The following is a 21947-nucleotide window of genomic DNA, read 5'->3' on the forward strand; positions in this document are numbered from 1 at the left end:
GTACAGCGTGATCACGATGGCTCGAATCTCACATTTCTGTCCGCGACAATATCATGCCAACCCACGACCATAGCGGCGCCCAGCGCAACCGCCGCAAAGGCTGATGGCCACTGGGCTCGCGGTATTCTTTCGAAATTATCTTGGTATACACAAAGAATACAATCGCGTTGACGGGGCTCGGAACCCATGCCAGTCTGAATCAAACAGTGATCGCTCCGGGTTTTGGTGAACGGTGGGGGGTTCCATGAGAGGCGGCAAAAATGAGCTGTACGAGGATCTGAAAGGCCAGATTCTGACCATGGAGCTCAGCCCCGACCAATTGCTGGACGAGTTGGGGCTAAGCGAACGATATGGGCTATCGCGTACACCTGTCCGAGAGGTGTTTCGCCGCCTGGCGGGTGAAGGCTATCTGGACATACAGGAACATCGTGGCGCCCGAGTGGCACCGATGAACCACAACACCTTGCGTAACTTTTTCCTTGTGGCGCCCATGGTTTATGCCGCTATCGGCCGACTTGCTGTTCAAAACTACAAGCCCGCTCAACTGCGCGACCTGCATGCCACCCAGGAGCGCTTTCGCACGGCGAGCCAAATTCGCGACCCTCGGGCGATGGTCGTTGAGAACAACCGCTTCCACGAGATCATGGGCGAGATGTCTGGCAACCCTTATCTCGAACCCAGTCTTGGTCGCCTGTTAATCGACCACGCACGTATCGGCCACACCTTCTTCCGCCCACGCAATAGCGACATGGAGCGCCACCTGTGCTTGGCCGTCGAGCACCACGACAGCTTCATTGAAGCTTTCAGCCGGCATGACGAAGGTGCCGTAGTCGATTTGGTGTTCGAACACTGGGAGCTTTCGCGCTGCAACATGCAGATGTTTATCGCCCCGCAAAGCCTGGTTGAAGACGTTGCACGCGATATCAACAGCGGCTGACACGCGCTCGTAGGACAGTTTTGCAGTACCCGCCATGGACGGACGATGACCGACCAGGGATGCACGCAGGTGAATTTCAACAAAAACAGGGCTTAACGCCCAGCCACCACAATGCAGGAGTTCAACATGAATCGTATCCGCAAGGCACTGTGCGCAATCGCAATGATTGGTCTAGGGCTGTGTCAGGCCCATGCCGACGAAAAGGTCATCAACATGGGCACCCTTTCCTGGGAAGACCTCACGCCCATCACCGGGATCACCAAGAAAGTCCTGGAGGACGCCGGCTATACCGTCAAGGTGACTTCGTTCTCGGAGTGGGGCATCGCGTATGCGGCCCTGAGCAAAGGTGACGTGCAGATCCTCGCCTCGCAGATCGACTACGTGGCCCAGGATTTCTGGAACCGTAACAAGAGCCGCCTGGAAAAGATCTCACCGGTTTCTCACGGACTGTACCAGGCGATCGCGGTGCCAAAGTACGTGCCAATCGACTCGATTGAGCAGCTCAACGAAAACGCTGACAAGTTCGGCAACAAGATCGTCGGGATTGAACCCGGGTCGGGCTTGATGAGTGATGCCGCCAAAGCGGTCAAGGCTTATGACCTGAAACTCAACCTGCTCGAAGGCAGCACCGCAGCCATGACGGCGGCGCTGAAGTCCGCAGTCGACCGCAAGGAATGGGTGGCCGTCACACTCTGGGAGCCGACCTGGATGGCCCTCAAATACGACACCAAGTTCCTGAAAGATCCGAAAGGCGTGTTCGCTCCAGCGCAAGGCTACTACTGGATTGGTCAGAAAGGCTTCTCAGCGGAGAACCCCCAGGCCCGCGAGGTCATCGCCAGCGTTTATGTACCCCTGGCGGACATAAGTGCGATCAACAGCGCAGTGAACGATGGCAAGACAATGGACCAAGCCGTGAACGAATGGACCGACAGTCATGCTGATCTGCTCAAGCGCTGGGAAAACATCAAAAAATACTGACAGCTGCGTTTCACCTTGCCACTGCCGAACTTGAAACAAGAACACACCAGAAAAACTCTGGTTCGGGTGCACACATGAATACCAAGAATGTTGTTGAAACACTGGTCGATTGCCGCGGTGTCTGGAAGATCTTCGGCGACCGCGCGCCGGCCGCCATGCAGGCCTACCGTGAGCGCGGCCTGACAAAAACCCAGATTCTCCAGGATTATGGCTGCGTTGTAGGCGTCTCCAACGTCAATCTGCAGGTACGCCGCGGCGAAATCTTCTGCATCATGGGTCTCTCTGGCAGTGGCAAATCCACGCTTATCCGGCTTCTCAATCGCCTGATAGTTCCTACCAGCGGCGAAATCCTGGTCAAGGGCCGCGACATCGCCCAACTGGACGCTGCCGCACTGAGGGAAGTACGTGCCAAGCATATCGGTATGGTGTTCCAGAGTGTCGCCTTGCTGCCACATCGCACTGTATTGGAGAACGCAGCCTTCGGGCTGGAAGTGCAAGGCCTGTCCAAGACCAAACGTCATGAGGTGGCCGGGCGCGCCCTGGCCAAGGTTGGTCTGAGCGATTGGGCCAACCGCTATCCCGCCGAACTCTCGGGCGGCATGCAACAGCGTGTCGGTCTTGCCCGGGCAATCGCTTCCGACCCGGAGGTGATCCTAATGGACGAGCCCTTCAGCGCCCTGGACCCCCTGATCCGCCGGCAGCTGCAGGACGAGTTCAGGGAACTGACCAAATCGTTGGGCAAATCCGCCGTGTTCATTACCCACGACCTGGAAGAGGCCATTCGCATCGGTGACCGTATCGCCATCATGAAAGATGGGGTGATCATCCAGGAAGGCACCGCCGAAGACATCGTGCTAAACCCGGCCGACGATTATGTAGCCGAGTTCGTCGCAGGGATCTCGCGCCTGCACTTGGTCAAAGCCCACTCCATCATGCAGCCGCTTGCCGAATACAGTGCCCGCCACCCGCACGAAAACCCCGAGCTCTTGCAATGCGCGGCCCCCGAAAGTGACCTGGATTCCCTTATCAACCTGTTGATTCGCTCAGGCCACGACGCTGTGGGCGTGCGCGACAACGGAACATTGCTGGGAGTGATAAGCCAGCGTGACCTGCTTCGCGCTGTCCAAGGGGTCCGGGACGACGAATCCCATGCTCAGGCACGTACGTCTGTGGAGGGTCTCGTATGAACCCCGAAGACTTCGCTTCCGCCTTCGATGAACATGTCGACAATGCCTTGATGTGGCTGTCAGACAATGCCGCTGGCTTGTTCGACCTGTTCAACGACCTGCTGAAGGCTTTGTATCAGGCGGTCTATACGGTACTGGAAGTACCACCTTTTTATGCTGTGGCATTGCTGTTCGCCCTGCTGGCATGGCGCTTGGCAGGGTGGCGCTTTTCGCTGGGTACCTTTTTGGCGCTGCTGATGTGCGCGCTGATGGGATTGTGGTCGCAAACTATGAGTACCTTGGCCCTGGTACTTACTGCCACCAGCCTCGCTCTGGTAAGCGGGATTCCCTGCGGCGTAGTGGCCGGCCTGTCTCCAGCGGTGAATCGCATCTGTGAACCGGCCATGGACCTGGTTCAGACGTTACCGCCATACATCTATCTGCTGCCTGCCATCGCCTTGCTCGGCTACGGCACTGGCACAGCATTGGTAGCAACGGTCATCGTTGCCGTACCCCCAGTGCTACGCCTCACTGCACTGGGCATCCGGATGACCCCCAAAGCTTTTCTGGAACTGGGGAATGCAAGCGGCACAACCGGATGGCAACAATTCGTCAAAATCCGTTTGCCGTTCGCCATGCCAAGCATCATGACTGGTATCAACCAGAGCTTGATGATGGCCTTCGGCATGGTGGTTATCGCAGGGATCGTCGGTTCTGGAGGCCTTGGGGAAGTTATTTACAGCGCTATTCGGACATTGGACATCGCCCGCTCGATCAACGCAGCGATCGCGATCGTGGTCCTTACTCTGATCCTCGACCGGCTGGCACAGAGTGGCATTCGCACTGCCGAGGAGGCACGTCATGACGCTCACTGAAATGAACCTCTCCCCCGGCGCCTACCTCGCCCCCTTGTTCGACTGGCTGAACACCAACTTGCATGGGCTGTTCGCCGTCATAAGCCGCTTCGTCGAGGCCATGCTAGGCGCGATCGAGGCGCTGCTGTTGCTACCACCGGCTTACGCCATGATTGCCGGTGTATGCATTGTGTCGGGGCTGTTGATTAACCTGCGCAGCGCAGGGCTTGCAGGCGTGCTACTGGGCTTTTGCTGGCTAAGTGGTTTCTGGACCGCTTCCATGCAGACCATCGCCTTGGTGTCCGTGGCTGTACTGATTGCGGTTGCCGTGGCCTTCCCGCTCGGCATCCTTGCAGCTCGTGTAAAACGTTTCGACAACGCCGTAAGTCCGCTGCTGAACGTGATGCAGACCGTCCCGCCATGGGTGTACCTCATCCCCGCAGTGATCATCTTCAGCCTGGGCAAAGTGCCGGCGATCATGGCGACGATCATTTATGGCATCCCGCCGATGCTGCGGTTGACCACGCTCGGCTTCCGCCAGGTACCCAAAGACCTGCTGGAACTCGGCCAGGCTACCGGTGCAAAACCCAGCACCATCTTGTTCAAGATCGAGCTTCCCAGTGCCTTGCCTACCCTGCTGGTTGGCCTCAATCAGTGCATCCTCATGTCGCTGGCGATGGTCGTTCTGGCCGGGTTGGTCGGTGCAGGCGGCTTGGGCGCCGAAGTTACTCGCGGCCTGACGCGCATGGAAATGGGGCTAGGCCTACGTGCGGGCTTGGCTATCGTCGCCGTGGCTCTATTACTCGACCGGCTCTCACGAGGCCTACTCAGCCGTCGGGCTGGGCCGCAACTTCAGTAAGCCCGGAAAAAACGGCGGGCGGTTCTGGCCCGCCACAACTTTTGCATGATCAAAGAGAAACACCGTTGCGTCCCACTCGTAGCTTCAGTAATGCCCTGAATGGGCACAATTCGCGTTTCACCCACTCGGTCGAACAGCCCACCCATCAACAGACGCGTGTGGGCTTTCTCTTGCTCGAGCACTTCTCGTTGTTGGCGTTTACTCAGGCCCTAGACACTATGGTTACTGCCAATCTGATTCAGCCAGAAACCTGTGTGAGTACCACCTTCAGCTTGGACGGCCAGTCAGTAATCAGTGACCTGGGTATCGATATCTCTCCAGCAGCATCATTGGAGAAAAGCCTCAAGCTACCCTTGGATTTGCTGGTGATTTGCGGTGGCCTGCGAACCGCACTGGTAGCTTCCGCTGACTTGAGCGCATGCCTACAAGGCCTGGCAAGAAAGGGAGTTGCATTGGCCGGACTGTGGAACGGCGCATGGTTCTTAGGGCAGTCGGGGTTGCTTGACGGCTACCGCTGCGCTGTTCATCCGGAGCACCGTGGGGCCGTAGCAGAAATCGCCCATCACAGTCACGTAAGCACAGACAGCTTCGTCGTCGACCGTGACCGCTTGAGCGCGGCGAGTCCTGCAGGCGCGTTCAACATGGTGCTTGAGTGGTTGGGGCAAAGAAGAGGCACGGCGTTGACTGATGGCGTAACCGCCATACTGGCTTTCGAGGCGTCCCGCTACCGGCGCACTGTCCCGGCACCTCACACCAACATCAGTGAGCCGCTACGTGAAGCGATCAGCCTGATGGCCGCGAACATCGAAGAGCCCCTGAGCCAGGATCAGATAGCCGAATACGTAGGTCGTTCGAAGCGCCAGATCGGACGCTTGTTCCGGCATCAGCTGGGGACAACTCCTGTGCGCTACTACCTGGAGCTACGCATCACCGAAAGCCGACGGCTGCTGCAGTATTCCGACCTGCCTCTATTGGGCGTGGCCGTGGCATGCGGGTTCGTCTCTGCAAGCCACTTCAGCAAGTGCTATGCGTCGTTCTTCGGATACAGTCCTTCTAAAGAAAAACGCTTTGCCTGCGTGAAAAGCATGCAGCGCGAACCCAGTTGACGTAGAGCCCGCGCGCAGACGTTCTGCGAACGGGCTTTCCATGTCACGCAGCTTCTGTCGTCGACAGCGGCATCACCTGCCCATGGCGCCGGCTGTTGATCACACCTATTACCAGGATCACCAAGGCCAAGCCGATGGTTAGCGATACCTCCAATCGATGTTGGGGCATCACGAACATCACGCCTAGGGCGAAAATGATAAAGCCAATCACCCCATAGGTAAGCCATGGGTAGAGCCACATCTTGAAGGCAATCACTTGGTTCTGCTTCTCCAGCACGGCTCGCATGCGTAGCTGTGAGAAAGCGATAGCGAGGTATACCAGCAGAGCAATCGAACCCGAACTGGCCAACAAAAATGCAAACACCTCAGACGGTGCGAAGTAGTTGATGATGGTGGTCACCATGCCAATCAGAGTGCTGCCTATCACGGCCGCCCGAGGTACACCGGCTCTGGAAGTACGGCCTATGGCAACCGGTGCATCTCCGCGCTTGGCAAGAGAGAACATCATGCGCGAAGCGATGTAGATAGACGAGTTCAGGCAGCTGGCCACCGCCACTAACACCACAATATCTACCATCAGCTTGGCATAGGGAATGTTCATGATCTCCAATGCCCGTTGATAGGAACCATGAAGTGGCAGCAGCGGATCATTCCATGGCACCACCGATATGATGATGAAGATGGAAAGCAGGTAGAACACGCTTATCCGCCAGATCACCGAGCGTGTGGCCTTAGCGATATTTCGGGCGGGGTCGGCAGATTCGGAAGCGGCGATAGTGACTGCTTCGGTGCCGAGGTAGCTGAACATGGTGGTGAGCAAGGCACCAATGATGGCCGTCCAGCCATTAGGCATGAAACCACCATGGGCGCTCATCAGACTTGCCAGACCGCTGACCTCGCGTGCCGGCAGTGCCCCTGCTAAAGCGAATCCGCCAAGTGCGATGAAGGCGACGATCGCGATCACCTTGAGCATTGCGAACCAGAATTCGAACTCACCGTACTTGGCCACGCTGAACAGGTTTGTGGCGGTGAGTAGCACTGTCATCGACAACGCGAAGCACCAGGGTTGAACCCCGGGAAACCAGTTGTTGAGCACGACGCCGGCAGCAATCGCCTCGATCGGAATCACCAGAACCCAGAACCACCAATACAGCCAGCCAATGGTGAAACCGGCCCAGCGCCCGATTGCACGATCTGCATAAGTGGAAAAGGAACCGGTGTCAGGACTCGCCACCGCCATCTCGCCTAGCATGCGCATTACCAGCACTACGAGAGCGCCAGCAAGCGCATAGGCAATGATCGCTGCCGGACCTGCCGCAGCGATCGCTTGTCCGGAACCTACGAATAAACCCGCGCCGATCACTCCGGCAATCGACAACATAGTCACATGTCGAGGCTTGAATCCCTGCGCCAACTGATCGCTGGCTTTCCCAGACGTCGTCATAGTCATTATGGTCCCTGCTTTTGCTCTTGTTATGGGTAGGGTGCAGTGCCAGGGCACGTCACCGCTTAACCATAGAGAGCGAAAACAGGGCTCAATTGACTGGTTCGGACACCAAATGGAGTGAGCCGGACATATTCCGGGCTACACAGCGTCAGTGAGATGATGGTTTGCAGCGGGCGCTCAACACAGTGGCCAGCACCACCAGCGCCGCCCCAGCACCCATGCGCAGTGAAGGCTGTTCGCCAAATAGCCACCAAGCACAAGCGATTGCATACACAGGCTCCAGGGCGATGATCATCCCAGCCGTGCGCGCCTGCAGGCCATCCAGGCTCTTTACGAAAAGAAATTGCGAAAGCCCGGTGCAGAAAACGCCCAGCAGCGCCAGGTTTACCCAGTCATCAGCCCGCAGGCTGGCAGTGGCGAGGTGGCTAAACGCAAAGGGGACCATCAGCGCTGCCACTACCACATTCTGCCAAAACGCGATCTGCAGGGCGTTCATACCCCCTGTGTGGCGACGGTTAGCCACCGCCAGCAGTGCGAATGACAAGCCCGAAGCCAATCCCCAAACCAAACCGACAGTGCCCTTGTCGAGCAGGTCGAATGAAGGAACCACCAACACCAGCCCAGCTGTCACCATCAACAGCAGCAGGCCTTCGGTTCTACCGATACGCTCGCGAAACAATAGCAAGTCCACGAAAGCGATGAACGCGGGGAAGCTGGCGAAGCCGAGCGTAGCGACTGCTACGCCCCCCACTTTCACAGCAATGAAGAACGTAACCCAGTGGGCGGCCAATAAAGTGCCAGTGAGGCCAATGACCGGTAGATTGCGCCAGCTCAGGGCATCCAACAGACGAGTGCCCTTGAGGCCAGCAACAAACCCAAGGGCAATGAAGGCAAATGTCGCTCGGCCGAAAGTAATGACGCTGGCATCGGCGAGAATCAACGCCCCGAGGATACCGGTAAGCCCAAACAGCACCGCAGCGACGTGTGCGGCGAGCAAAGCATTGCGATGACCGGTGGATACACCGGTGCTGGAAGCAGAAGTAGCGATCATGGCAGTCAAGTCTTCAATAAGCGCGCGAACGCGTTCCGCGCGGCGCGGCGCGGCGTTAGAAACGTAGTAAGTTCTATTTTTTAGGAGTGCTACCGGATTGCCGGTGCAAGGGCGCCGCAGCATTGGAGTTGTAAGACGAGGCTGCTTACTCGAAAACTGCAACGGCTGGCCTGTGGCGCGAGGCAAGCCGTTATGTGAATTATTGAAGGTAGAAAGCTTGATCGACCGATTGGGGAGGACAAGATCTTGTCCAAACCGGACATGGAGCATGTCCTAAGTCGACATTGCGCAAGCGGCGCATGGTCCTGCCTGGAGCATTCATGAACACCTAGGTTCACGCTGCCTCAGAGTTTTCTGTCTGCTCCAGGGCCCCGATACTGTCCGCCTCAGGACGTTTTCACTCCATCATCGAAGGCAAAGGATCATGGCGTGTAAACCACTTTTTTAACCTGTAAACCATAGAGGTTTACAGGTTAAAAAAGTGGTTTACATCGAATTGGTCTACAGCGTGATCGCGTTGAGGCCGGTCCGTGCCTGATCAAGCACTGCGGCCGGTGCATGCCACGAACCGCATTCACAGGAGAATCAGGCCCCAAAGCGTGATATCACTGGGCTACAATCAACCACAGTGCTCACGCTAAGCCATCACGACGCCTAATGATGTCTGGCCCGAAATATGGATATTTCAATGCCCCCGTCTGCTGCACCTCGAACAATTCCAATTTTTTCCTCCCGACGCCGAGCAGCAGCCGTGCGTGCGGGCACCTTGGCGCGCGCCGCCGATAGGAACCTCGACTGTCTATGAATTACTTCACCGAAACGGCAGCTAACATCCTCGGCAATAAGAAGCTGCGCAGCCCGCAGATCGAGGCCTACATCAAAGCGCTGGAGCACTTTGAAAATTCCAACGAGGATGCGCTGATCGTCCTACCGACCGGCACAGGTAAAAGTGGCCTGATCTCCATCGTGCCGTTTGGCCTGGCAAAGGGTCGCGTGTTGATCATCACACCGGGCTTGGTCACAAAGCAGAGCATCCGGAAGACCCAGGATCTGCTGGAAGACAATTTCTGGATCAATTTCGATGTGATCTTCAGTGCTGAGGATCTGCCGGTCACGTGTGAATTCACGTCAGAAACACATCAGTCCAGCCTGGAACAGGCCCACTTCGTCTACTCGAACATCCAGCAGGTGTACAACGAGCGCGGACAGTCACTAACCAAGCGGGTGGCTCCTGATTTCTTCGACCTAATCATCATCGATGAAGGGCACCATGCGCCGGCGGGCAGCTGGCAAAAAACCTTGGCCCATTTCTCCAAGGCCAAGAAGATTTTCGTGACAGGCACCCCATTTCGCGGCGACAACCAGGAAGTGCCAGGAAAGCTGATCCACAAGACACCGCTGTCTGAGGTGATGCGTGACCGGTACGTGAAGTGGCTGAGGAAAGAGACCGTCAGTGCTCACGAGCTTTACTTCACAATCGCTGAACAGCCAGGCATCCGGTTATCAAAGGAACAAGTCCTCGAATACAAAGACCGGGAGTGGGTAGAGCGTAGCGTCGCCTTGTCTCCGGAATGCTCGATGGACGTTATCGACCTGAGCATTCAGAAGCTAGCGGAGCTTCGGGAAACCTCTCCAAATGTGCCGCATAAGATTCTCGCTGTTGGCTGCAGCATCACCCATGCGGAGGACCTGCGCACCTGGTATCAGTCCAAAAACCTGAAGGTGGCTGTCGTGCACAGCTACATGGATCAGGCCGATATCGCTGCAGCGTTTCGGGTTATCGACAACCATCAATGCGATGTCGTCATCTCCGTGAACATGTTGATGGAAGGCTACGACCACCGCTACCTCACAGTTCTTGCGCTTTTCCGGCCCTACCGAAGTGAAAACGCCTTTGCGCAGATCGTCGGCAGGGTCCTGCGAGCGATTCCGGAAGAGGAGATCACGGCCTTTGAGATCGATAACAATGCCGTGGTGATATATCACAAGGAAACCGGGCTGGACGCGATGTGGACGGCCTTTCAGACTGAGGTTGATCGGGCAAAACATCAGCGGACACGCGACTACACCATCACGGATGAGGACTACACCCGCAAAGAGCAGGAGCTAGGTGGTGTTTCTACCTCCGAAGCATTCGTGAGTGACCAAGATTCCTATCTTGCAGACCTGGACTTCAATAAGATCTTCTCTGAGAAAAGAGCTGAGGTCGAATCCATCGCGACCCAAAAGGTCCAGGCGCTTACAGGTCTCGAGGGCTACGACGCGGAGGTGTTAGCACAGCTCAAGAACGTGTTCCTGAACGCCGAGACGAAGAAAGCGGCTCAAATCATAGATCCCAACCTTGTCGAGAAGCGGCCCGAGATCGCCCGCAAGCAGCTTCGTGAGATTCTGACGAAGAAGGCCCAAGACGAAGTCGCGACCTTGCTCAGCGACCTGCAGATTCCAGAGAAAGCTTCTACCCTTTATCCGATATTCAAAAACCACCTGCCGATGGTGAAACCCAACACACCTAACGACGGTATACTGGTCAGCTTTATCAACACCAAGCTGGCGAAGAAATTCGGTAGGGTTGCTGACCGTGACAATGGCTTGCTGACCAGGTCAATTGAGGACGTGGAAGTGATCATCAACGAACTGAGGAGAATGCTGAAATGAGTCTTGAATCCATCAAAATTCTGGTTGATGAGCTCTCGACTCTCCACGTAACCCGTGGCGTTCAGCCAAGTGAGCTCATCGACAATCTCTTCGAGGAAGACTACGTTGAGTCCTCGGCCCGGAAAACCTCTCAGGGCCTGGTGTTCGAACTGACCTTCCAAGAGGCAGATGATGACGGATCGTCGAGCAAGGTCACCATGCGCTACACCTACGACGTCAGCCGTTATCTGGTGCTTGTGGAGCAGAAGGTCGCTGCCAAGCGCTTCGCCATTCAGTGGGATCGCACCCGCGCCGTTCAAGAACGGTTGGCCAAACTTGAAGCGTTGCTCTCTAACCGGCTGTCACAGGAGAGCGTCGCCGCGATCCTATCGACCATACCGCAAGACTACCTTGCGATCGCTCCTCGTCTGCGGTTGGTAGCCTAACCCTCGCCTTCTCCTTACTGCGGCTGATCATCAAGCAGCGATGATTTCGCCGCAGTGAATCTGCTCAATCCGCCGATACGTCTCGTACAGAGAGATCAGGTCTCCTTGGGCCATGATCTCCAGAGGCGTGCGCCCCTCAAAGAATGGATTGGCATTCTTGAACCCTGGAAAGCCCTTCACATTATCCTGGTTGCTAAATGCAGCTCTCAAGAAACCGTGGATACCTATCACCAGGCCAATCCGCTGCTGCTGATCCAAATCCAGTCTTTGTCCACATTCCTGACCCCGCGCAGCGCGACGATAGGTCGATTTAGAGATCCGTAGGATGCTGCAAGCCTGCGCCGGTGTTGCTCGCCAGGCATTGATGATTCGAAGGGCGACCTTCAAGCCGACCGAACACTGCTCACCGCTGAAGCGCTGTCTGTTGATCATGATTTCAACTCCTACGCTATTTAAAGAGCTTAACGCTGAGCAAGCTGGTAATCAAAGCTACCGCCGTCCTTGTACCGGACTAGACCACTCCAAATCATTGGCGTTTTCCCAAAAACCGCTCGATGGCCTATGAGCGCAGAGATTCATCAGGTTGGATACGCAACAGCATTGGTTGGTTGGCCCCTCAGCGACTGATCCCGCGTCATCGTTCAACGCTTGCGGTTGATGAACCAACGCCAGATACCAGGTGCAAAAAAAGACACCCAAAGGTGCCTTTTCGGAAGGTTCGAGGAGTAGTCGCAGCGATCCTTTAACTCCCAGCCTTGCGACCTTGGGTTCAGAATCCGACCGGCTATGCCGTCGTCACTACTTCAGAGAAACCAGCATTCTCTGCTGCCGAAATTGCGGGGGGGCCTTGCTGGTACCCAGTCCCAACGGATGCGCAGTTGCAGTCCTCGACTACAAGCCTATACAGGATGACACGCGTGTCAAATGGATTATGAGTCGTAATTTTAGGCTGGGTGCGTCAAGGCACCCAGCCAACCCGGATTTTTCTCGGACAGGCTTACCTGCGAAAGTTTTAATTCCCGTGCGACAGGTTTAATTCCCGGCGGCGGCAAAAACTGAGTGCAACACCTGACCTTTCCGGTACGGTGCTGCCCCTATGTCTTATTCCGAACTCAGCGTTGAAGAACGCGCCACCATTCAAATCGGTCGTACCCAAGGCTTCAGCCTGCGCAGGATTGCCTGCTTGATCAACCGATCCCCTTCGACCATCAGCCGTGAGCTGCGCCGTAACCGAGGTGCTTGCGGTGGCTACTCGGCCCGCCTGGCCCAGCAGCAAATGCAGGCCCGCCGCCAACGCTGTCGACCGAAACGAAAGCTCTTGCCGAGTAGTGAGCGCTTCCAGTTGGTGGCCCATATGCTGCGCGAGCGTTTGTCTCCCGAGCAGATTGCCGGCAAGCTGCGCAGCATGAACATTCCCAGCCTCAGAGAAGCCTACGTCTGTCGCGAGACGATCTACAACGCGATCTATGCCCTGCCAGTGGGTGAGCTGCGTAAGGAGCTGATCATCTGTCTGCGCCAAGGCAAGACGACGCGCCGACCGCGCTCTGGTGGCGTGGATCGGCGCGGCCAGATCCCCGAGATGGTCAGTATTCATGTGCGCCCGCCGGAGATTGAAGACAGGCTGATGCCGGGGCATTGGGAAGGCGACCTCATCAAGGGCAAGGCCAACGCCTCGTGTGTAGGCACGCTGGTGGAGCGAACCAGTGGCTACCTGATGCTGGTAAAGATGAACGACGCGACGGCGACCTCGGCGATGGAAGGCTTCAGTGCAGCGCTCAATGGCATGCCGCTGGCGATGCGCAAGAGCATGACCTACGACCAGGGCCGAGAAATGGCGCGGCATGCTGAAATCACCCAGCAGACCGGGGTGGCAATTTACTTCTGCGACCCGCACAGCCCCTGGCAGCGCGGCAGCAACGAAAACATCAACGGCCTGATTCGCCAGTACTTGCCCAAGGGCACAGACCTGTCGGTACATAGCCAGGAGGAGCTGGACGCCATTGCCTTGCAACTGAATATGCGTCCCCGTAAGCGCTTCGATTTCAAATGTCCGATCGAAATGATGAGTGAGGTGATGCAAAAGGCCATGGCTATGCGGCACGATGCGCCCACTTCAATCCAATAACCGTGTTGCACTCAGCTTCTGCAACCGCCCCCTAAATCAATGGCGAGTACCGATCAAAGCGCTTCTTGATCAGTACGTGATGTGTATCGAACAGATACATAATCGTAAGCGAAGAATTGGCTCGGATTCTTGCCTTCATGGCATGAAAAATTTCAAAAATCCTAGCCCCGATACAGGATTTGGTGTGTTACAAGTGTGCCTGTCACTGGATGCGCGTCCTTTCCGAGTCTCATTTGTAAGTCGGTAACAGATGTCTGATCTACTATTTTTCCCAATGTCGATGCCTGACGAGACACTCCATTCTCGTATCACCCGCTATCACTTCCTTTCAGGCAACAGAACAGAAGCGGAGACCTTCCGTGATCTGTTCGGCTCTGACCCATTTGGCGTGGGTATGCTGCCGAAGAAAATTGAGGTCCTGGCAGGGAGGCTGCCAGGTGACGAGGAGCGAAATCTCGAAGAGCTCATCTGCGGCAACACCACGTTTCCCGCTTACAGGCCTTTTCTAGGCGTAAAAGCTGACGCGGCCACAAGCCCTACCAGAGCCAACGTTTACTCGGGAGCGGCCCGTATTCCTCGCCGGGAAGGTACGATCCATGGCAAGGCACGGATCTGCCTTAGCTGTGTCCAACAGGACCTCATCGAACTGGGTTACGCGTATTGGCACCGATCTCACCATTTACCTGGTGTCACCGTCTGTTGGCGCCACGGCAACACTTTGATTCACGACTGCCCGAACTGTAGCCACCCGTTTTATCGAAAGTTAAAATTACTGCCAAATTTGACAGAGTCTTGTATCTGCGGTTGGAGTGCCCTATCACCTGCCTCAGAACCGAAGGGTTCTGACCTTGAAGTTAAATTTGCAGCTTTCGCACATGACATACTGACACGTGATCTTCCTTTGATTAGTGGGGAAGCTTTATCTTTATGCTATGTGAGGCAGTGCCGAAAACGCGGCTTTACCTGCGGTGAATTGGTGAGTAAATCCAAGCTATTTGAAAGTATACGAATGAAGTTCGGCAATGAACATCTCTCGAAGATGGATGGCGCTTTCGGAAAGTGCCAGCACAACCAGTGGCTCCGGTTCAGCCACCGCGGTGGACAAATGGACTTACCACTTGCACGACACCTGATCCTTGCACTGCACCTTTTTGGCAGCGCTGATAAATTTCATGAGGCATTGAACCGTGAACTAATACTGAGTAGTTCTTCTAAACTAAATTCACCTACCAAAACCAAAAAACAACCGAGCAAGAAAACTCAACATCGGAAAAAGATTGAAACGCTTTTAGCACTGCGCTCAGATGCTGGTCTTGAATATCTTTGGAAAAATGCTTACCAAGCCACACGCTGGCTCAAGGAAAATGACAGCACATGGCTAATGACAAAACTTTCTGCAGAAAAGCCAGAACCTGTAATCGTGGAAAAAACCAATGACCCCCGCGATGAGTCGTTTTCCGCGATTATTTCCTCTGGGGCCGAAAAATTATATCGAATTCAAAATGAAATTAAGCGAGTAAACAAAGGCAATCTTCTGAAGTTACTTCCTATACGTATAGGCTCGGCAGCAGCGGCTCGGCAGCGAAATTTCCCTTTGGTTGCCCAGCAGGTTGATCTACAACAGGAGTCAATCTGGCATTTTCATTTGAGACGATTGATTTGGGCTTTTGCTGAACTGATAAGACTTGGTCTCCCGTTGAATTACAGCAATCTTAAATTGGTTTCAAGGGTACCTGGCCAAGTGCTGCCAGTTCTTATAAGTTTTTTTGAATGGGATTTGGAGGAGTTCGTCAAAAAAGGCGTCGACCCAGACAAAATCCTTAAATCGACTGGCGTAACCCGAAAATGGGAGGGGCCTCCTGGATATGATGTCCCACTCGGAGGCTACGCATACCGCCCTGTGAAGTCTGCGACACAATCCTGATACGCTTCCAAGAGATCACTTTACAGGCCTGATAGAAGCGGTGTGATACAAAGCTGACCGGGTCCAAGCCCGTCCTTCACTCAGCAGCTTAGCCTCGGCCCATTGCAGTCGTCGTGCATGAAATTCGTGAGAAGACTCGCAAGCTTCGGCCAGCGCTGCTGAACAGAGCGGCAGCTTGGATAACTGTTTTTCGAGGCGGGACAGGACGTTCATCTCTCGACCAATCCTGCTTCGAGAAATCCGAACAGGTTTTCCAGGTAAAGCGCGAAGTCGCGCGGCACACTCAATGATTTGTCCGGCAAGCCTCTCATCCAATACCGCGAATCCCTCCTCACGATGAGCTCGACAACTATGAGTGCAGCCATGCTCCGCGATGTAGCTGGAGAGCCAATCGCGATCACATCGATACAGCCAAGCGTACCCCTCGCAATCATGAGCCTTCAGAGACCGGTAGTCCGCCTCGAAAGCCTTCCTGCGATGATCGCGCGTCATGATGAATCTCGCATATCTCCAAGCCGCCGGCCCACCCTTGATGGCTCGAATAAATCGGTAAATAGATACCTGCGATACGTTCAGTGCGGAAGCAATTGCCCTTGCATCGGCACCTGAAAGGGCGAGCGTCCAGATATCATTTGGCAGCTTATCTGCCCTTTCAAACGCTGGCTTGATTGACGCGCCTCGATCAATGAGAAGTGCACGTGGTGATTCATCACTACCCTCGTTTTTAAGTGGAGAGTCTCTGCTCAGAATGCTGACCAAATCGACCTTGAGTGCGCCGGCGAGCACGATGTATTTAAGCGGATGGTGTGATCTCCTCGGCTTTCGTAGTAGCTTAGTGACCCACACTGCAGGCGTATCTGCGGGCGCATCGCCGAGAATCGAGAATTCGCCAGCGGCCGGAAGGGTTTTAAAAAAACTGTCCATATGTACGGCCAGCCTATGCAAATCCAGACGTTGTGAGCCAGAAGCCAAACCCAAATCCTGAGCGGCATGAAGAAAACAGGAGCGCACCCATGATCCAGACAGCGAGGGCAGCTCCGCATTTAGGAGCTGCAGTGAGGTCACTGCAATCTGATGCAAGCCTGCGATGGTGCCCAAGGCAGCATCTAGCTGGGCAGAATGTTTCTGCACACATTCATCGTCAGGCAGGCTGAGTTGCCTTGAGTTCCGACTAGACCAGCCTGGATCAACTACCCTGAGCATCTGTTTATGGTGAGGACATACCAGTACCCCTGGAAGTTGGTGAACTCGGTGCCAGTAAGCTGCTCCTACTCGATTGATGTCTTCATTGAGGCATAGCGGGCAGAACCTGACTCTCGATGCACCACCAAGCCTGCTGGCGTTAACACCCAGCTTGAGCATCAGCGCTTTACCGTCGCCAGCCATTGAGACCAGGGCATGCCTCAGCTGGTCCTTGGTGAGAAACGGCGCGTAATAGGGCACTACGGTATGACGCTTGATAATTTGCCCGACTGATAGATCCGCGCCGCGGGGGAGTGCCTCGACCAAGTCAGCTAATCGGTTTGGAAACGCTATGTTCTGCGTGAATGAGGCTGCTGCTCGCTCGCCAGCAAAAGCTGCTTTACGACTACTCCCCCCGCACAGTCGGGCATAGCGAGAGAGGACACTGTGAAGTGTCTCGTCGGGAAAAGCGGTAGGGAAGAAATGGAATTTGAGCTCCACTCCATCACCTCCAACTCAAGATTTTCGGTAGGCCGGTGAAAACTCAAAGAGGTCCGTGGTTATCCAGCCAGCTGATTTCAGTGCGGCAATGGTGTCCGGTTGCTCGCTCAATGCTCTAGCTTCTGATTCCTCCACCGGAGCAGCTGCAGGAGCCGTGGGCTTACTTGCGACAGCGATGTGACCTGGGCCCTCTGGCTTCGCAAGCGACGTCACTCCACGAAGCAAAGCAAGCCGGTCAGCTCGTGGAAAAGCATCAAACGCCATCATTTCTATCAGCTGCTCTTCGATGGGAAGGAGGTCATCGAACTGCCGCATGCGAGCGGGGTCTCGGCTGCGCAGAGCCGATAACGCCGGTTTGAGTATCTGCATCTTGGTGTTGCTCACCTTGGCAATGATCTCAGTGCTCAGGCATTCGGAACCACTCTGAATGGCATAACGCTGACTCAGCACAAGAAGCTTAACCAAGAAGTCAGTTACACCTTGAGTGTGCTCATAAAGCGCGTCGAAAATCTCGGGGGTCAGCTCGGTCGTCTGTTTACACCACTGATAACTCCAGAGGTTCTCAACCAGTAGCTGCCACTCTTCATTGTCCTTCTCAAAGCGCTTGAACTCGACCATACCGCCACCGCAGCTACGCCGAGCAACACGCATGACGTCTGAGAACAAACTGATCATCGAATTGGTGCCGATGAACACCACCGGAATGCCTATGTTGTTTACCAAGTGGAGGAAGAAGTTCAACACGCTTTCCTTGCCACCTGTTTTCGCCAGGTGAAGGTTCTGCAGTTCATCGATGAGCAGTGCGCCGATGTAGAACGTGCTGGCTACCTGTTCCATCTGCTGCAGAGCATCGTTGATGTTACGGTGTCGATGTCGCTTGTGATAATCCTTGTCACCGAGTGCATCGCCTACCGCGTGGAAGAACTGCTGGCAGAAGCCACCCAGGGAGCCATCTCGTGGACAATCGAGTTTGAGCCACGTGATTTGGGTGTGTACGAACTGACTTCCCTCATAACGCTCATGTCGAATCGTCTGCGGGTAAAGGCTCAGAATGGCGTGAAGAGCGGTGGACTTCCCAATGCCACTCAACCCCACAACACTGAATGAATCAGCTGTCGACTTGAAGGCGTCGTGATAGCGCTGAGCCCCAGACAATGAGTGCAAATGCCTGACCGTGTCGGCTGACGTAGGATTGCGTCCTACGTATCCGCGGCGGATCAGCAGCGAGAACATGGACTCCAGCTCCAAATGCAACAGGAACGGCTGCACGACCGTTCTCAAGCGCTCAATGCAGTGGATCCGAACTGCCCCATCCAGTTCGAGCTCTTCGGCTAGTACTGGCTGAGGAAAATTCGAAATTAGCTCGATCGCCGTCGGCTCTGAAAGAATTGGCGGCAGGGCTTCGATCAGTGGATTACCTGCGTACTCCGTGATCGGCTGCTTCGTGTAGCTGGCAAAAGTCTGTGCACCTTTCATTGGGATTGTCCCGGTCGGAGTCTTTTGAGCAGATCGATAACCTGAGCGCTACGCGGCCCGGCATAGGAATCGTGGGCAACTGCCGGGGGCTCTGCTGGTGGTTGGATAGGCTCTGCACGGACGCCAGATGGAACAGTGGCATTCTCGCGCTCCAGCTGCCGCTCTTCAGCGCGATTTTCACGGATGCTCGCAACCGCCTCGGCCTTGGTGCTGGCAGGAGGTTCAAACTTACGTTCGGCTTTTGCCTTGCTGATGATTTGCTCGACCGTTTCGACCAAGCCCACGCGACTTTCCAGCTCCGCACGTTTGTGAGCTGGTGGCGACTGTCGGTACGCTTCCAGAAGATCGTAAACCTCGTCAGAGCGATAGCTCGCGTATTTCGCATCCGAACGTCGAAGGTCACAGCGGAGAAACTGCTTGTTCTCTCCCTGGATCCAGATGTGAGCAGCTGAGTTCGGATCAAACCGGCATTCAATCGACCAGACTCCGTTGCGGCGCGCTTTGGCGAACCAATTTTCCTGGATAGCCACCTCGCAGACATAGTGCATGCCACGGAACAGCACCCCACTCTTTTGTACGGTGGCTCTTTCACGAGGCAGCAGGTGGAGATAGATCAGGTCGTCAGGCCGGTTGTTGCCCTGAATCAGGTCGTTCTCTGATGCCCAGGCCCATATGCCCATCGGAGTCGGCTCGATGCCATCATTCATCATTGCTTGGGAGAGTCGCTCCGGTTGCCGGTGATAGCGGTTGTAGTGGAGGACACACTCAATGATGATTTGGGTGAACTCTTTCAGGTTCAGAGTGGCATCGAGTCGGTAATCACGATCGCCCCGTTCCTTTTCCCGCGCTGCTACACCGCCTGGAAGCCACCTAATGCCGGTCAGATCATTCAAGATGCCGAATCGACTCTCCACCATGGGCTTCCAATCCGGTCGGTACGGGGGAGCAGTACCCATCTCGATACCCAGTCCAGTCGCCAGGCCTTCCGCAGCCAAAGACAGCATCTCACCTCGGTCAGCATAGATTTGATGCGGCAGGTGATGGCAGTCCCAATCCTCAGAAGTAATTTCAACACCGTACTGCGCACAGAAATCTCCCTTGGAGGTGAAAGCGTTGAACAACGCCTGCCGAGCACCGTTCCAGCTAGGCCCCTCCAACCCAACATACAGGCCGACGATCATCCCGGAGTAGCTGTCGACCACGATGTACAGTACTGGTCGGCCGATCAGCATCCGTCTGGAGTAGCTGTTGACCAAGTAGATGTCTGCAATCGTCGCGTCGATCTCAAATTGATGACAGGGCCCGCGAAGCCAATCGCGAACAGTGCCGGATAGCGGGCGGCAATCCTTGAGCCACTTCACCATTCCTTTCCGCCCGCGGTCAGTTTCGATTTCGTCAAAAAACTGCTTACCCCAATAATCGAACTGCCTAAACGTTGGGATTTCCGATTGTGGGAGCAAACGGACACGGTTCTCCACGTTCTTCGAAAGGTCTTTAAGCGAGTAAAATTTACTCAACATCTTGTCGTAGGCACTGCGGACCGTGGACGTTTTGTTTTTAGCGTACAGCGCGTAACCCACTCGAATGCATCGTTTATCAACAGCACTGAGCAATTTGGCTGGTGAGACGAGCACACCTTGAAATTTTGGTTTACGTCCCGGCCGGACTTCGGGTTTGTAGGTGCGATTCGCAACCCCCACTGCCGAGTAGTTCTTCAGAAGCGCATTTCTTACCTGACCATAAAACCAGTATCTATACAGATGCCGGTAGATCGTCTTTCGCTGAATACCGAGCTCGGCGGCACGGTTTCCGACCAGACGTCCCATCTCGCCGCGGACAAAAATCTGGCCAGGGTAGCCATGATCCAGGAGTGGTGCTATGACAGCCCACTTATCATCCCGGTCCCGTTTAGCGCCCTCATCCAAATCCTCTTCCAATACCAAAAGAAACTCGGGAACAGACAACGTCACGGGCTTCGTATCCCCAGCCGCCAGAGACAGCTGGAGCTCCTCCAACCCCACAGGATAAGGCTTTCCTGGCGGTTCGATCAGATCTATGACCATCACAGCATCGTGCGCTTCATCAATGTGAATGGCCCTTACCATGGTCGAGAGCACAGATAATTCCGTGACGGGTTCGAACACGTCATTGATTGAAATACTCATGACGATTTCTCGCTCAGGGCGGTGGTGTCGGACGGGTAAACGACTGTGAAATCAGGTAATGGCGACTTCAGGTGCAGAGGAGCGCTGCGCAGATCAATCTGAATCAGCTTGCGCCAGATCAGGTTGAAGAAGAGGTCACGAGCCTCGCCGTACGGTATGGACAGACGGGTAGCAATCTTCCGTAAGCACTCTGACGTCGTCCATGGATACGCCTTGCTTTCCTGCAGGGCGTCCAGGAACTCACACTGCAAAGTCGAGCTCATTAGAGCGCGCGGCAGTTGTGCATACCGCCTCAGTAGACCGAGGTTTTTAATGAGATCCGGCGTGAAAAGCTCTTCAGTTACGATGCTCCAGTCAACTCCCTGGCTCATCCAGAAACGTCGCTCAACCTCTAGTTTCTCCAGCGTCCGCATAGCGTCCCGCCCTTCGAGATCGTGCTGATACTTGATCGTCCTGGCTACGGTCTTGAAGTCCCCGCTTGGCTGTTTCACGGTCAGAAGAAAGTCTGTAGTCATGACTATCGGCAGAGTGGTCGCTTTGTATTTGGGATAACGGACACCGATTGCGCGTGCAATGGCCTGGGTGCTTTCCACAGGCAGTAGTGGGTACTGCTCGCGGATGTCTACTACGTCCTCAGAGAACTCACAGACCAGAAGGTATGCCCGTTCGAGGTCGGACAGGAGGTGGTGAAGGCGTTCTACCTTAACGCCCGGGATTTTGTGGGAGCGTCCTCTCGACGGGACATCCTGCACACGCAACCAAGGCAAGTAACCGGCTCCGGCTCCGCCACCAAATCCATTGGCGATGTGCCGTTCTATGTCCTGCTTTGACGCAAACCTACGACCGCGCAACCTTACCTCCTCAGTCCACCTGGACCGCTTCACCTCACTCTCAAAAAAGTAATAGGAAAATACGGCCCGCTGCGAGACCACTTCGAAGGGCTTCCTAGACTACTCCCGCTGAAAAGCGAAGCGGCGGATCCAGACCAACGGCTTGACCCAGAAACGTAAAACCCCCGTAGATACGGGGGTTTACGCGTTGTGTCAAACTTTAATATCTTGTGTCAAACTTTATTGTTTTGTGTCAATCTTTATTG

At 55.1% G+C, this 21947-nt stretch carries 17 protein-coding genes; 10 read left to right on the forward strand and 7 right to left on the reverse strand.

The window, feature by feature from the left end; all coding sequences use genetic code 11:
• Positions 1-244: 244 nt before the first annotated feature.
• The 6 genes from ACK56M_RS29090 to ACK56M_RS29115 all read left to right on the forward strand — a co-directional run bounded on the left by ACK56M_RS29090 (position 245) and on the right by ACK56M_RS29115 (position 5900).
• The gene (locus ACK56M_RS29090) at positions 245-937 is read left to right on the forward strand and encodes a GntR family transcriptional regulator (RefSeq protein ID WP_145184595.1); all 693 of its coding nucleotides are present in this window, start codon (positions 245-247) and stop codon (positions 935-937) included.
• Positions 938-1063: 126 nt separating this feature from the next.
• Positions 1064-1915 carry a glycine betaine ABC transporter substrate-binding protein gene (locus tag ACK56M_RS29095; protein WP_411959189.1) on the forward strand — a complete coding sequence of 284 codons (852 nt, stop codon included), beginning with the start codon at positions 1064-1066 and terminating at the stop codon, positions 1913-1915.
• Positions 1916-1989: 74 nt separating this feature from the next.
• On the forward strand, positions 1990-3102 hold the full coding sequence (locus tag ACK56M_RS29100; RefSeq protein ID WP_045154624.1) for a quaternary amine ABC transporter ATP-binding protein: 1113 nt from the start codon (positions 1990-1992) through the stop codon (positions 3100-3102).
• Entirely contained in the window at positions 3099-3956 is an 858-nt protein-coding gene (locus ACK56M_RS29105) for an ABC transporter permease (RefSeq protein ID WP_411959190.1), read from the forward strand. Before ACK56M_RS29100 ends, ACK56M_RS29105 begins: the two co-directional genes overlap by 4 nt.
• Positions 3943-4794, forward strand: coding sequence for an ABC transporter permease (locus tag ACK56M_RS29110; RefSeq protein WP_289331934.1), 852 nt, complete (start codon positions 3943-3945; stop codon positions 4792-4794). The genes ACK56M_RS29105 and ACK56M_RS29110 overlap by 14 nt, the downstream gene beginning before the upstream one ends.
• Positions 4795-4859: 65 nt before the next feature.
• Complete coding sequence (locus ACK56M_RS29115) at positions 4860-5900, forward strand: GlxA family transcriptional regulator (RefSeq protein ID WP_411959191.1); 1041 nt, start codon at positions 4860-4862, stop codon at positions 5898-5900.
• A 43-nt stretch (positions 5901-5943) separates the two neighbouring features.
• Here ACK56M_RS29115 and gabP read toward each other — a convergent pair whose 3' ends face one another.
• Both gabP and ACK56M_RS29125 read right to left on the reverse strand, forming a co-directional pair.
• Positions 5944-7350: a GABA permease gene (gene gabP / locus ACK56M_RS29120; RefSeq protein ID WP_411959192.1), complete on the reverse strand. Its 1407-nt coding sequence runs from the start codon at positions 7348-7350 to the stop codon at positions 5944-5946.
• Between the two features lie 145 nt (positions 7351-7495).
• Complete coding sequence (locus ACK56M_RS29125; protein WP_405047030.1) at positions 7496-8398, reverse strand: DMT family transporter; 903 nt, start codon at positions 8396-8398, stop codon at positions 7496-7498.
• 801 nt (positions 8399-9199) lie between these two features.
• Here ACK56M_RS29125 and ACK56M_RS29130 point away from each other — a divergent pair.
• Together ACK56M_RS29130 and ACK56M_RS29135 are read left to right on the forward strand one after the other, a co-directional pair.
• Positions 9200-11053 carry a DEAD/DEAH box helicase gene (locus ACK56M_RS29130; protein ID WP_289331937.1) on the forward strand — a complete coding sequence of 618 codons (1854 nt, stop codon included), beginning with the start codon at positions 9200-9202 and terminating at the stop codon, positions 11051-11053.
• Complete coding sequence (locus ACK56M_RS29135; protein WP_289331938.1) at positions 11050-11478, forward strand: hypothetical protein; 429 nt, start codon at positions 11050-11052, stop codon at positions 11476-11478. Before ACK56M_RS29130 ends, ACK56M_RS29135 begins: the two co-directional genes overlap by 4 nt.
• A 30-nt stretch (positions 11479-11508) precedes the next feature.
• Here the strand turns inward: ACK56M_RS29135 and ACK56M_RS29140 are convergent, their stop codons facing one another.
• Complete coding sequence (locus tag ACK56M_RS29140; protein ID WP_289331939.1) at positions 11509-11910, reverse strand: antitoxin Xre-like helix-turn-helix domain-containing protein; 402 nt, start codon at positions 11908-11910, stop codon at positions 11509-11511.
• Between the two features lie 664 nt (positions 11911-12574).
• Here ACK56M_RS29140 and ACK56M_RS29145 point away from each other — a divergent pair.
• Both ACK56M_RS29145 and ACK56M_RS29150 read left to right on the forward strand, forming a co-directional pair.
• Positions 12575-13603, forward strand: a complete 1029-nt coding sequence (locus tag ACK56M_RS29145; protein WP_188258425.1) for an IS30 family transposase — start codon at positions 12575-12577, stop codon at positions 13601-13603.
• 250 nt (positions 13604-13853) lie between these two features.
• The gene (locus ACK56M_RS29150; protein ID WP_411959193.1) at positions 13854-15527 is read left to right on the forward strand and encodes a TniQ family protein; all 1674 of its coding nucleotides are present in this window, start codon (positions 13854-13856) and stop codon (positions 15525-15527) included.
• 15 nt (positions 15528-15542) lie between these two features.
• Here ACK56M_RS29150 and ACK56M_RS29155 read toward each other — a convergent pair whose 3' ends face one another.
• From ACK56M_RS29155 to ACK56M_RS29170, 4 genes are read right to left on the reverse strand one after another with little or no spacing between them, the layout of a single operon-like run.
• A complete protein-coding gene (locus tag ACK56M_RS29155; protein ID WP_411959194.1) occupies positions 15543-17210 on the reverse strand; it encodes a TnsD family Tn7-like transposition protein in 1668 nt (555 codons plus the stop codon).
• A 15-nt stretch (positions 17211-17225) separates the two neighbouring features.
• A complete protein-coding gene (locus tag ACK56M_RS29160) occupies positions 17226-18686 on the reverse strand; it encodes an ATP-binding protein (protein ID WP_411959195.1) in 1461 nt (486 codons plus the stop codon).
• Positions 18683-20851 (reverse strand): Mu transposase C-terminal domain-containing protein, encoded by a 2169-nt coding sequence (locus ACK56M_RS29165; protein ID WP_411959196.1) that lies wholly within the window; start codon positions 20849-20851, stop codon positions 18683-18685. Before ACK56M_RS29165 ends, ACK56M_RS29160 begins: the two co-directional genes overlap by 4 nt.
• The gene (locus ACK56M_RS29170) at positions 20848-21702 is read right to left on the reverse strand and encodes a TnsA endonuclease N-terminal domain-containing protein (RefSeq protein WP_411959197.1); all 855 of its coding nucleotides are present in this window, start codon (positions 21700-21702) and stop codon (positions 20848-20850) included. The genes ACK56M_RS29165 and ACK56M_RS29170 overlap by 4 nt, the downstream gene beginning before the upstream one ends.
• Positions 21703-21947 lie beyond the last annotated feature (245 nt).

Source organism: Pseudomonas sp. s4, from assembly GCF_046764235.1.
In the GTDB taxonomy this organism is placed as follows: domain Bacteria; phylum Pseudomonadota; class Gammaproteobacteria; order Pseudomonadales; family Pseudomonadaceae; genus Aquipseudomonas; species Aquipseudomonas asiatica.

What these genes read in the sequence shown, in the direction of transcription:
- ACK56M_RS29090 (WP_145184595.1), top strand. Translation starts at nt 245, where the DNA reads ATGAGAGGCGGCAAAAATGAGCTGTACGAGGATCTGAAAGGCCAGATT.
- ACK56M_RS29110 (WP_289331934.1), top strand. Translation starts at nt 3,943, where the DNA reads ATGACGCTCACTGAAATGAACCTCTCCCCCGGCGCCTACCTCGCCCCC.
- ACK56M_RS29135 (WP_289331938.1), top strand. Translation starts at nt 11,050, where the DNA reads ATGAGTCTTGAATCCATCAAAATTCTGGTTGATGAGCTCTCGACTCTC.
- ACK56M_RS29140 (WP_289331939.1), bottom strand. Translation starts at nt 11,910, where the DNA reads ATGATCAACAGACAGCGCTTCAGCGGTGAGCAGTGTTCGGTCGGCTTG.
- ACK56M_RS29105 (WP_411959190.1), top strand. Translation starts at nt 3,099, where the DNA reads ATGAACCCCGAAGACTTCGCTTCCGCCTTCGATGAACATGTCGACAAT.
- ACK56M_RS29150 (WP_411959193.1), top strand. Translation starts at nt 13,854, where the DNA reads ATGTCTGATCTACTATTTTTCCCAATGTCGATGCCTGACGAGACACTC.
- ACK56M_RS29100 (WP_045154624.1), top strand. Translation starts at nt 1,990, where the DNA reads ATGAATACCAAGAATGTTGTTGAAACACTGGTCGATTGCCGCGGTGTC.
- ACK56M_RS29160 (WP_411959195.1), bottom strand. Translation starts at nt 18,686, where the DNA reads ATGAAAGGTGCACAGACTTTTGCCAGCTACACGAAGCAGCCGATCACG.
- gabP (WP_411959192.1), bottom strand. Translation starts at nt 7,350, where the DNA reads ATGACTATGACGACGTCTGGGAAAGCCAGCGATCAGTTGGCGCAGGGA.
- ACK56M_RS29095 (WP_411959189.1), top strand. Translation starts at nt 1,064, where the DNA reads ATGAATCGTATCCGCAAGGCACTGTGCGCAATCGCAATGATTGGTCTA.
- ACK56M_RS29165 (WP_411959196.1), bottom strand. Translation starts at nt 20,851, where the DNA reads ATGAGTATTTCAATCAATGACGTGTTCGAACCCGTCACGGAATTATCT.
- ACK56M_RS29130 (WP_289331937.1), top strand. Translation starts at nt 9,200, where the DNA reads ATGAATTACTTCACCGAAACGGCAGCTAACATCCTCGGCAATAAGAAG.
- ACK56M_RS29125 (WP_405047030.1), bottom strand. Translation starts at nt 8,398, where the DNA reads ATGATCGCTACTTCTGCTTCCAGCACCGGTGTATCCACCGGTCATCGC.
- ACK56M_RS29145 (WP_188258425.1), top strand. Translation starts at nt 12,575, where the DNA reads ATGTCTTATTCCGAACTCAGCGTTGAAGAACGCGCCACCATTCAAATC.